Origin of the sequence: Bacteroides sp. AM37-9 (genome assembly GCF_003603455.1) — a bacterium.
Classification (GTDB): Bacteria; Bacteroidota; Bacteroidia; order Bacteroidales; family Bacteroidaceae; genus Bacteroides; species Bacteroides xylanisolvens.
The window spans coordinates 388-595 of the sequence record NZ_QTNF01000094.1 but is presented as its reverse complement, the minus strand read 5'-3'; the positions used below and the strand labels follow the sequence as shown (position 1 = coordinate 595).

Here is a 208-nt window from a genome sequence, read left to right as displayed (position 1 = left end):
GAGATAAGCGAGGTAGGAAAGGTTCTATTATAGCTGTAATTCAGGGCACTAAAACCGATGATATCATTGCGGTACTTACAAAGATGCCACAGGAGCTGCGTAATCAGGTCAAAGAAATTACACTGGATATGGCCGGGAGCATGCAAAAGATTGCCAAAACGTGCTTTCCACGTGCCATGCAGGTGATTGATAGGTTTCATGTACAAAA

The 208-nt window shown here is 43.3% G+C and carries 1 protein-coding gene; it reads left to right on the top strand.

Going from position 1 to position 208, the window contains the following annotated elements; genetic code table 11:
• Positions 1-208, top strand: a 208-nt coding sequence (locus DW862_RS25660; protein ID WP_165861979.1) for a transposase, incomplete at both ends; no start/stop codon positions are given.